Source organism: Acinetobacter sp. AKBS16, assembly GCF_002899995.1.
Lineage (GTDB): Bacteria > Pseudomonadota > Gammaproteobacteria > Pseudomonadales > Moraxellaceae > Acinetobacter > Acinetobacter baumannii.
In genome coordinates this window covers 61905-71913 of the sequence record NZ_POYH01000024.1, presented here as the reverse complement: position 1 = coordinate 71913, position 10009 = coordinate 61905, and the positions used below count along the sequence as shown (strand labels likewise).

The following is a 10009-nucleotide window of genomic DNA, read 5'->3' as shown; positions in this document are numbered from 1 at the left end:
TCGTAAGCACCTAAACGCAAAGTTGCGAGCTCTACACCATCTAGCGCGTCAATTTCACGGTCAAGTACCGGAATAAGTAACGCATCAAGGTCTTCGTGCTGAGCGATAACTTGAGTAAGTAGTTCGTGATAATAGTTCAAGTCTACCTTGTGCATTGCATTTTCAGCACGTGTACGTGCTTCAATTTCATGTACAGGGTTGTGACTCATTTGCCACTCATAAATACCTTGTACAGCAAAACGACGTGCTTTACGTTTTGCTGCATAAGCGGCTTGCAGTGTTTGAGACATGCTTTAAATTGCCTTTAATAAATTAACCATTTCAATTGCAGTTAAAGCAGCTTCGCTACCTTTGTTTCCTGCTTTTGTACCTGAGCGTTCGATTGCTTGCTCGATGCTGTCAGTAGTTAATACACCATTGATAACAGGCAAGCTGCTTTCTAACGCAACTACACCTAAACCTTTCGCACATTCACCAGCAACAAAGTCAAAGTGAGGTGTGCTACCACGAATGACTGCACCGAGTGCAATGATGGCATCAAACTGGTTTGATGTAGCTAATTTTTTAGCAACGATCGGTAGTTCCCATGCGCCTGGAGCGTGAATAACAGTAATGTTATCTTCATTTACGCCATGACGTTTTAACGTGTCGATCGCGCCTTCTAATAAGTGTTCAACAACAAAACTGTTGAAACGACCCACTAAAATCGCATAACGACCTTCGCTTGCGAGATGTAATAAACCTTCAATACGGCGAATTGCCATAGCAACCTCGATTATTTCGTTGTGATTTGATCAGCAGTGACATATTCCACTACTTCTAAATTAAAGCCAGATAAGGCATTGAAACGCAATGGTGAGCTAAGAAGCTTCATTTTTTCAACACCTAAATCACGCAAAATTTGAGCACCAACACCAATCGTTTGATATTGATGTGAAAGTGCTGCATTGGATTTCACCGGTTTTGGCTTAGTTAAATCATCCAACGCTGGTCCCAAGTCTTGCAAATGATCTTGTCCGATCCAGACTAAAACGCCGCGGTCACTTGCTGCAATCGTTTGTAGCGCACGGTCTAGATTCCAAGCCGGTTCACCGTCAGCTTTATTTAGCTTAAGCAAATCGCGAACAGGACTAAAACCATGTACACGTACCGTTGTAACGCCTTCTTTTGGCTCACCTTTGACTAAAGCCAAATGAATGTCAGGGTTACCTATCTCACGATAGCGATAGAGCTCAAATGAACCATATTCTGTTTGAATCGTTCTTTGATCCAAACGTTCTACAGTTTGCTCATTGGTCATACGGTAGTGGATTAGGTCGGCAATTGTACCAATTTTTAGGCCATGCTTCTCAGCAAAAATTTCTAAATCTGCGCGGCGTGCCATTGTGCCATCTTCTTTGATGATTTCACAAATGACAGATGCAGGCTCAAGACCTGCCAGTCGTGCTAAATCACAACCTGCCTCGGTATGACCTGCACGGTGTAATACACCACCTGGCTGTGCCATGAGTGGGAAAATATGACCCGGTTGTACAATATCGGTTGGTTTGGCATGTGCTGCCACAGCAGCTTGAATCGTGTGAGCACGTTCTGCTGCCGAAATACCTGTGGTAATACCTTCAGCTGCTTCGATAGATAACGTAAAGTTAGTACCATGCTGGGCACCGTTCTGGTCAACCATCAGCGGGAGGTTTAATTGTTTACAACGTTCACGGCTTAAAGTTAAGCAAACTAAACCGCGTGCATGTGTAATCATGAAGTTAATATCTTCAGGGCGTACATGCGTTGCTGCGATGACAAGGTCACCTTCATTTTCACGGTCTTCGTCATCCATTAAGATGACCATTTTGCCTGCACGAATATCGGCGACAAGTTCTTCAACACGACTCAGCGGCATTCGCTTTCACCTTTTTTTGTCGTAAGACAATTTCTATTGAATAAATTTCGCATAGTTTACGCTGTTTATAGAATTTTGCCTATGATTCTGATTTATCCAAATTTACGACTCAACATCATAGAACCGGATTTATTTAGATAAATAAATCATAAGGAAATAAAATTATTTAAAATAAATACCATAAATTTAGATAAAAAAACCTAGCCGGATGGCTAGGTTTAAATGCGCACAATAAATTTTTAAGATGCTGCACTACTCGGGCTGTCATTTTGAGGAATTGATTTTTTACCCATCAAAATTTCAGTTCGAATATTTTGTGCAAGCTCTGCACATTCAGCATTCATACCATTGATCATAAATGCATGACGAGTCATGACATTACTTGGGTTAGGCATTGCAACAAGCTGATAGCTGTCTTGAATTGCTTTAAGCTGTTCATTATCAAGGTAGAGTGCAGATTCTTTCGCATGAAGATGTTGCGCTAAACGTTGAGCAGCCTCTTTGGCATCAATTTGCATTGCTTCTACGGCATTACACACGGCACTGCGAGTTTGTAGCGCAAAGCGTTTATCTTCACGGTAACGCTTATATAAAACGTCCGAAAGCAATTGGAAAACCGTACCTACCATAAGTAGACACTCTACAGCGTGTGGATGTGAAGTCGAAATGGCAAGTGTTGCGCCCTCTGCATGAAACTCGTCTACGACATCAATATCAGTCGCTTTCAAATGATAATGCTTCGTACATAGCTCAATACTCTTATTTAAAAAGAGCTGACAAAGTTTAAAGTACGGTACAGAAACAGACTGGTTAACACTACTTAATAACTGTTTAGGGTCATAAAATTGAATATTAAGTGCCAAGGTATTTTGGTCTGTAGACTCTAAGCTTTTTTCTGGTTGTGAGCGAACAATTGGTTTAGCTTTAGCTTGCTGCTGAGCTTGAGCAACCAAGGTCACTGTATTTTGTTTTTCAAGCGCGAGAGCTTGAGTTAACTCTTGAATTTCATGTTTTAAACGGTTTTCTTCGTTAATACGGGCTAAGTATTCACTACGCGTTGGGCGAGCAATGGCGCGGTAAGCTAGCCATAATAAAACATGTAAAAACAGTGAAGCTAAAATCGCAAGCCATTGGGTACGAAGAATTTCCCCAATACTTGGTTGAATTAGTGTGATTTCAATAGAACCGACTTTTTTCTCGTTTTGTAGCGCATCACGAACAAAAATTTCACCTTGGCGAGTTTTTGACATGCCGCTTGTTGCCAAAACTTGTTTATTGGCGTCAAGAATACGGATAGATGCCACACTTGGATTGGTCGCATAGCGATTGGCAATCAGAGCTAAAGAGACCGTATTGGCAGGTTCAAGCTCAGATAAGCTGTCTGCAACGAGTTGACTGGTCATGAGCTGACCTTGACTCGCACGGTTTTCATTGAGCTGGTGTGTCGTTGCAATCACCAATAAAAAGGTATGCAATGCAAAACTAATGATCAGTAGGCTAGCAAATAGCCCTTGTCTAGGCGCAATCAAGTTAAACTTCCAAGGCAATTATATTGAAATTCGATTATGATTCTTACAATAGTTGTCACTCAGACTAGAGTCAATTCATGCGAGAAATCATTCTTATATCCTTTTTAGGACCGGACCAACCAAACCAGTTTACCCGATTAATGCAAGTACTATCCGTACATTCATTGCAAATACTGGATGTAGGTCAGGCTGTTATTCATAATCAACTGACATTGGGCATTGTGGTCGCCTCTGAAAATGAAACCGCGACCGCGTTGGCAATGAAAGAGATTTTGATTTTAGCACATGATATTGGCTTAACAGTGCGCTTTAAACCTATCTCGGGCGCAGAATACGATCAATGGGTCAGCGAAGGTGGACGAACTCGTTATATCGTCACGGCTTTAGCACCGGAACTCACTGCTGCACATTTACAAGCCGTTACACAAATTGTGTCTAGCCAAGGCTTTAACATCGAAACTGTAACTCGTTTATCAGGCCGTGTAGATCTTGAAAAAGATAGCACATTGCCTCGCCGTGCTTGTGTACAGTTTGGTTTAAGTAGTGGTCCGACTTTAGATGCTCAAGCTATGCGTGCAGCTTGTTTGCTTCTTTCAAGCGAATTGAATATTGATGTAGCTGTTCAGGAAGATAACGCTTATCGACGTAACCGCCGTTTAGTCTGCTTCGATATGGATTCAACTTTAATTGAACAAGAAGTAATTGATGAATTGGCGCTTGAAGCAGGGGTGGGCGAGCAAGTTGCTGAAATTACTGAAAGAGCGATGCAAGGTGAGTTGGACTTCCAGCAAAGTTTCCGTGCGCGGGTTGCTTTACTCAAAGGTCTTGATGCATCAGTTTTACCTAAAATTGCAGAGCGATTGACGATCACTGAAGGTGCCGAGCGCCTCATTTCGACTTTAAAAGCCCTTGGATATAAAACGGCAATTTTATCTGGTGGCTTCCAATATTTTGCTGAATATTTACAAGCTAAATTAGGCATTGATGAAGTTCACGCTAACGTTTTAGATGTACAAGATGGCGTTGTGACTGGTGAAGTAAAAGGTGTAATTGTTGATGGTGCCCGTAAAGCAGAGTTGCTGCGTGAGCTGGCGAACAAACTCGGTATTTCACTAGAGCAAGCGATGGCTGTTGGCGATGGCGCAAATGATTTACCGATGCTTGCGATTGCAGGACTTGGCGTAGCATATCGTGCTAAACCACTGGTGCGTCAAAATGCAAATCAGGCGATTTCAAGCGTTGGTCTGGATGGAGTACTGTATTTACTCGGTATGCATGACAAAGATTTAAGCCGTGCTTAAATAATAGTGAACAATCATTAAGCGCTGCTCAAGAGTAGCGCTTTTTTTATGCAGAATAGTCATAAAAACAAGCAAGTTATAACAAAATTATGCACAGAAAAAAGGCAATAAAAAAAACTGAAAAAAACTTATTTTGAGGCAAAAAAACAGCATAGTTTTTTGTAATGACACGCCAGAATTGATGCCATATAGGAAGTAGAACTTTTTTAAATTTACAAAAATGTAATGACAAAAGAATGTTGCGACAAAGTATGTCGCATCGACAAATAACAGGTCTTTTTTTCTAAAAAAAAACATCCATAATGCTTTCTAAGCTTCAACACAAATCATGAATTAAAGTTGTTTTTGGAATGAGGTCTGGTGTTCAGACCGAATGTTTTTAGACGTTTTCATTAAGACGGAGGTTTCTATGGTAACAGCGAATTTTGCCGCTATCGCCGGACTCAGCTTAATTGCTGTCGCGCTTGTTGCTGTGTTCTTTTCTCCTTACCGTCGTTGGCTTGGTTTTATGCTTGCAGGGATGTTTTTTTGGGGGCTATTGGAAGTGGTCCGTTTTGGAGTTCAAGTCACTTTTGAAATGCCAGTCACATATAGTTATTTAACTGCACTAAGTCTAGCGATGGTAATGGTTACATTTGTTTTATTACGTGAGGATAAACAGGCACAGAAGGCTTTGGCAAATCGCCAATATATAGAACACACGCCAGTATATGAAGATGATCAGCAGCAATGTTCTAGCCGATAATTTAATTGTTATCTAACGGTAAAAAGGTATGCACAGCATGCCTTTTTTATTTACGAAAACATGATTTTTATTATACAAAGCATTTATTAAAAAATAGCCAGTTATGCTACGATAGACTGGTCTGTTGACGTTTCATATATAGATTGCGTTGCCAATTAGAATATCATCAGTCGATGCACGAAACAGGCAATGGTGAGTCCTTGCTGAGTTTTGCCCCAAGGTTTTCATAAAAATACAATAGGCGTGAATGTTCATGAAACTTTCTTCTATACCTGTAGTCAAGTTACCACTTGTTGATGTCAGTACAGACCCGTTAGATTTATTGGTAGCAGGTTTGGCGCTGCGTATGAAACAGTTGGCACGTACAAGTCCTAAGTTTATTGAGCTAGTGCATGACCGCGCATTCCGCATTCAAATTGGTACTGATTTAGGTGTGGCTCGCCAAATTATTATTAATCATGGTCACATCGATACAGTTGCTGGATCACCTGAAAAAGCTGACTTTATTTTGCAGTTTGCAGATAGCGAACAAGGCGTAAAAACTTTACTCAAAGGTGACCCAACAGCATTTATGACGGGTATGCAAGACGGCAGCATTAAAATGGAAGGTGATTTCAGCTTGCTCGTTTGGTTTAACCAAGCAGCTAAATTGATTCCACCAAAATTACCAAAACCAGTAAAAGATAAAGTACGTCAAGCACGTGCTTTTATTAAAGAAAAAACTGGTCGTTAAGATCTAACAAAAAACTCCCGATTGGGAGTTTTTTTATATCTATGCTTCAACTTCTAAATTGAAAGTGACTGGTCCATCATTAATCAAATGAACTTTCATATCCGCAGCAAAAATACCTGTTTGAACATTTTCAAACTGTGAACGAGTATATTCTACCAACTGTTCATATAGTGCTTTTGCGTCGCTAGGTGGCATGGCCGGACCAAAGTCTGGACGTAGTCCTTTTTGCGTTTGAGCCATTAAAGTGAACTGTGAAACAAGCAGGACTCCGCCATTTGCCTGAGATACATTCCAGCCCATTTTGCCTTGCTCATCATCAAAAATACGATATTTCAAAATCTTGTCGATGAGCTTTTGTCCGGTGGCGAGCGTGTCGTCTCGACCGATCCCTAAAAAAACCAATAAGCCATGCTGGATTTCACCGGTCGTTTCACCGTCTACTACTACTTTAGCTTCAAGAACTCGTTGTATTAAAGCGCGCATTGTTAGAGAAAGTTTCTGCAATTAATTGAATGGATGCAGTTTAGCAGAAATTAAATTAAATGATTTTTAAAAGGAAATTTCATGGAACTGCAACAATGGTATAAAAGCTCGCAATTCATCTAGAAAAATATGCTTTAATGCTAAGAAGCAAGCGAATAATCATTGACTATGTCTCCAATTATCCATTCTTTACTTGATACAGACTTGTACAAATTTACGATGCTACAAGTGGTTCTGCATAAATTCCCGCAAACGCATAGCGTCTATCACTTTCGTTGCAGAAATTTAGAAGATACTGTCTATCCATTAGTGGATATTTTGGATGACTTAAACGAGCAACTCGACCATTTATGTAATCTCAAATATAAAGAAGACGAACTACAATATTTAAGAAAATTACGATTTATTAAAAGCGACTTTGTCGATTATTTAGAATTATTTCAACTCAAACGCCGTTTTATTCATGCGAGTATAGATGAAGAAGGTCGATTAGACATCCGTATTGAAGGGCCAATGGTTCAAGCCATGATGTTTGAGATTTTTGTTTTAGCTATTGTAAATGAATTATATTTTAGCCGGATTAAAACAGATGAAGTCTGGGCTGAAGGCGAGCGTCGTTTACAAGCAAAACTTGAATTAATTCAGCAATACGAAAAAGCTCAACAACCGAATGATCCACCATTTTTAGTTTCTGATTTTGGTACCCGCCGCCGTTATAGTTTTGAATGGCAAAAACATGTAGTTGCTGCATTTCATAACACTGTGCCAAATGTGTTCCGTGGTACAAGTAACGTCTTGCTTGCCAAAGAGTTAAATATTACGCCAATTGGAACCATGGCCCATGAATTCTTACAGGCTTTTCAGGCGCTTGATGTTCGCTTACGTGACTTTCAAAAAGCTGCTTTAGAAACGTGGGTTCAAGAATATCGCGGAGACTTAGGAATTGCTTTAACTGACGTAGTTGGTATGGACGCTTTCTTAAGAGATTTTGATTTGTATTTTGCCAAATTATTTGATGGCTTACGTCATGACAGTGGTGATCCGTACGAGTGGGGTGATAAAGCATATGCACACTATCGTAAATTAAAAATTGATACCAAAACCAAAATGTTGACCTTTAGTGATGGCCTTAATTTGCCAAAGGCTTGGGAGCTACATCAATATTTCAAAGACCGTTTTCAGGTGAGTTTCGGTATTGGTACTAATTTGACCAATGACATGGGCCAAACACCGCTCAATATTGTATTGAAACTGGTTGAGTGTAATGGCCAGTCTGTTGCTAAAATTTCGGACAGCCCTGGCAAAACCATGACTGATAACGATACATTCTTGGCCTATTTGCGTCAGGTTTTCCAAATCGAAGAGCTGGATGAAGCAATTTAATTACAATAGAGCTTAAGCGCTTGGCTGCCACTTAAGACTTGAGAATTTTAATATCTGATTTTCTGCTAAACACTAGCAGAAAATCAGAGTTTGATAGATATAAGCTTATGCTAAGATGAAATTAAGCTGGTATAAAAAGTAACCATGACGATGACACTCCCTGATTTTAAACTCGATTTATTAATAGAAGCAGAAGAGTTAGTGCCTTATTTAGGCAATGAATATATCCGTATTGTTGATTTGAGCCGTGCATCAGTTTATGAGCAGCTCCATGTTCCGCATGCTATTCACTTACAACCTAAATGGTTAGTTGCTCAACACGAAGAAGCAACAGGTGTTTTACCAGATGAAGCGGGTTTACAAGCGCTTATTGAAAAATTGAATATTTCACCAAATCACCATGTGGTGGTCTATGATGATGAAGGTGGGGCATGGGCAGGGCGTTTAATCTGGAATCTCCATTGCTTAGGTTTTACCCGTACAAGTTTAATTAATGGCGGAATTCATGCATGGCTTGGGGCAGGTTTACCAACCACAGCCGAGGTTGAAGAACTTCCTCGAGTTGATAACTTAATTCAGATCGATTTATCACATGCTGCTCAGTTCCGAGTGAACTATGAAGAACTACGCAAACAAGTTGAGCAAGAAAGTGTGCAATTGTGGGATTGTAGAACTAGTGATGAATATAGTGGCGTCCGTTTAGCAGCGCGACGCGGTGGTCACATTCCAAATGCCCTCCATTTTGAATGGAGTACTGCACTTAATCGTCAAAATCATCTAAAATTGCATCCGCTTGAACGCACGCGGCAGCGTCTTGAACAACTTGGGTTCGATTTAAAGCAACCTGTAGTCGTATACTGCCAGTCACATCACCGTTCTGGTTTGGCTTATATTCTGGCTAGACTTTTAGGTTGGGAAGCAAAAGCCTATGATGGTGCGTGGAGTGAATGGGGCAATCGCCTCGATAGTCCTATCATTACTGGAGAATCGCCGTCTTGAGTTTTACATCTCGCTTAAAAAAAGAATTATTTATTAAGGCACAAAATCTTGTTCCTCAGCATCAGTTAAGTCGTGTAGTGGGTAAAGTTGCTGCAAGTGAAAATCCAATTTTAAAAGCTGCTGTTATTCATGCATTTAAAACCAAGTATGGCATTGATTTATCGATTGCTGAACAAGGCAATGCACTGAAATATAAATCTTTTAATGATTTCTTTACCCGTGCCTTGAAAGATGGCGTACGTTTAGTTGATGAAAATCCGGATAGTATTGTTTCACCAGCGGATGGCGCGATTTCTCAAATTGGTAAAATCACTGCGGGCGAAGTATTTCAAGCAAAAGGCCAAAGTTTCTCTGTAGAAAAGTTAATTGGCGATCCACAACTTGCTCAACCTTTCCAAGAAGGTGAGTTTGCAACGGTTTATCTCTCTCCACGTGATTATCACCGTGTTCATATGCCATTTTCAGGCACATTAACTGAAACGTTATATGTACCGGGCGAGTTATTTTCGGTAAATCAGGTGACTGCTGAAAATGTACCGGGATTATTTGCCCGTAATGAGCGTATGGTATGTTTATTTGATACTGAGCTTGGTCGTATGGCCGTTGTTTTGGTCGGCGCTATGATTGTGGCAGGTATTGAAACTGTGGCAACAGGTAAAGTAAAACCATCGGGTCGTATTGAATTACAGCATCATGAGTTGAAGTTAGAGAAAGGTGCTGAGCTTGGCCGTTTTTATTTAGGTTCTACCGCAATTATTTTATTTGAAAAAGATAAAATCGAGTGGGAAAAACGTTTTAAAGCCGAGTCCGTTGTTGTTATGGGCGAACGTATGGGCCATACGCTTTAACCCATCAATAGATTTAAAAAGAGAGCATTTGCTCTCTTTTTTATTTTCTATGAATTGGCATTTCTATGCTTAAAGTCTAGATTTAGTGAGA

Annotated in this window: 11 protein-coding genes; 6 read left to right on the top strand and 5 right to left on the bottom strand. The window is 40.2% G+C overall.

Annotated features, from left to right (window positions below; all coding sequences use genetic code 11):
* From C1642_RS03855 to C1642_RS03840, 4 genes are all read right to left on the bottom strand, one after another.
* A partial coding sequence (locus C1642_RS03855; protein ID WP_146035312.1) for a transcription antitermination factor NusB occupies nucleotides 1–290 on the bottom strand: 290 nt, incomplete at its 3' end.
* Nucleotides 291–293: 3 nt separating this feature from the next.
* Nucleotides 294–764, bottom strand: coding sequence for a 6,7-dimethyl-8-ribityllumazine synthase (gene ribE, locus C1642_RS03850; RefSeq protein WP_001007829.1), 471 nt, complete (start codon nucleotides 762–764; stop codon nucleotides 294–296).
* An 11-nt stretch (nucleotides 765–775) separates the two neighbouring features.
* A complete protein-coding gene (gene ribBA / locus C1642_RS03845; RefSeq protein ID WP_001131392.1) occupies nucleotides 776–1897 on the bottom strand; it encodes a bifunctional 3,4-dihydroxy-2-butanone-4-phosphate synthase/GTP cyclohydrolase II in 1122 nt (373 codons plus the stop codon).
* 239 nt (nucleotides 1898–2136) lie between these two features.
* Complete coding sequence (locus C1642_RS03840) at nucleotides 2137–3444, bottom strand: hypothetical protein (RefSeq protein ID WP_002000748.1); 1308 nt, start codon at nucleotides 3442–3444, stop codon at nucleotides 2137–2139.
* Between the two features lie 59 nt (nucleotides 3445–3503).
* On the opposite strand from C1642_RS03840, the gene serB reads away from it, so the two are divergent.
* The 3 genes from serB (at nucleotide 3504) to C1642_RS03820 (ending at nucleotide 6205) form a co-directional block, all read left to right on the top strand.
* On the top strand, nucleotides 3504–4727 hold the full coding sequence (gene serB, locus C1642_RS03835; RefSeq protein ID WP_001206799.1) for a phosphoserine phosphatase SerB: 1224 nt from the start codon (nucleotides 3504–3506) through the stop codon (nucleotides 4725–4727).
* A 409-nt stretch (nucleotides 4728–5136) separates the two neighbouring features.
* The gene (aciT, locus tag C1642_RS03825; protein WP_000255593.1) at nucleotides 5137–5472 is read left to right on the top strand and encodes a ciprofloxacin tolerance protein AciT; all 336 of its coding nucleotides are present in this window, start codon (nucleotides 5137–5139) and stop codon (nucleotides 5470–5472) included.
* A 253-nt stretch (nucleotides 5473–5725) separates the two neighbouring features.
* Nucleotides 5726–6205 (top strand): hypothetical protein, encoded by a 480-nt coding sequence (locus tag C1642_RS03820; protein ID WP_000778126.1) that lies wholly within the window; start codon nucleotides 5726–5728, stop codon nucleotides 6203–6205.
* A gap of 39 nt (nucleotides 6206–6244) precedes the next feature.
* On the opposite strand, the gene dtd is transcribed toward C1642_RS03820, so the two are convergent.
* Nucleotides 6245–6688, bottom strand: coding sequence for a D-aminoacyl-tRNA deacylase (dtd, locus tag C1642_RS03815; protein ID WP_001202026.1), 444 nt, complete (start codon nucleotides 6686–6688; stop codon nucleotides 6245–6247).
* A 168-nt stretch (nucleotides 6689–6856) separates the two neighbouring features.
* On the opposite strand from dtd, the gene pncB reads away from it, so the two are divergent.
* The 3 genes from pncB to asd all read left to right on the top strand — a co-directional run bounded on the left by pncB (nucleotide 6857) and on the right by asd (nucleotide 9918).
* A complete protein-coding gene (pncB, locus tag C1642_RS03810) occupies nucleotides 6857–8071 on the top strand; it encodes a nicotinate phosphoribosyltransferase (protein WP_000074557.1) in 1215 nt (404 codons plus the stop codon).
* Between the two features lie 150 nt (nucleotides 8072–8221).
* Nucleotides 8222–9070: a sulfurtransferase gene (locus C1642_RS03805; RefSeq protein WP_000174475.1), complete on the top strand. Its 849-nt coding sequence runs from the start codon at nucleotides 8222–8224 to the stop codon at nucleotides 9068–9070.
* Nucleotides 9067–9918: an archaetidylserine decarboxylase gene (gene asd, locus C1642_RS03800; protein WP_000011219.1), complete on the top strand. Its 852-nt coding sequence runs from the start codon at nucleotides 9067–9069 to the stop codon at nucleotides 9916–9918. Before C1642_RS03805 ends, asd begins: the two co-directional genes overlap by 4 nt.
* The last annotated feature ends 91 nt before the right edge of the window (nucleotides 9919–10009 follow it).

What these genes read in the sequence shown, in the direction of transcription:
- aciT (WP_000255593.1), top strand. Translation starts at nt 5,137, where the DNA reads ATGGTAACAGCGAATTTTGCCGCTATCGCCGGACTCAGCTTAATTGCT.
- ribE (WP_001007829.1), bottom strand. Translation starts at nt 764, where the DNA reads ATGGCAATTCGCCGTATTGAAGGTTTATTACATCTCGCAAGCGAAGGT.
- ribBA (WP_001131392.1), bottom strand. Translation starts at nt 1,897, where the DNA reads ATGCCGCTGAGTCGTGTTGAAGAACTTGTCGCCGATATTCGTGCAGGC.
- C1642_RS03820 (WP_000778126.1), top strand. Translation starts at nt 5,726, where the DNA reads ATGAAACTTTCTTCTATACCTGTAGTCAAGTTACCACTTGTTGATGTC.
- serB (WP_001206799.1), top strand. Translation starts at nt 3,504, where the DNA reads ATGCGAGAAATCATTCTTATATCCTTTTTAGGACCGGACCAACCAAAC.
- pncB (WP_000074557.1), top strand. Translation starts at nt 6,857, where the DNA reads ATGTCTCCAATTATCCATTCTTTACTTGATACAGACTTGTACAAATTT.
- C1642_RS03805 (WP_000174475.1), top strand. Translation starts at nt 8,222, where the DNA reads ATGACACTCCCTGATTTTAAACTCGATTTATTAATAGAAGCAGAAGAG.
- dtd (WP_001202026.1), bottom strand. Translation starts at nt 6,688, where the DNA reads ATGCGCGCTTTAATACAACGAGTTCTTGAAGCTAAAGTAGTAGTAGAC.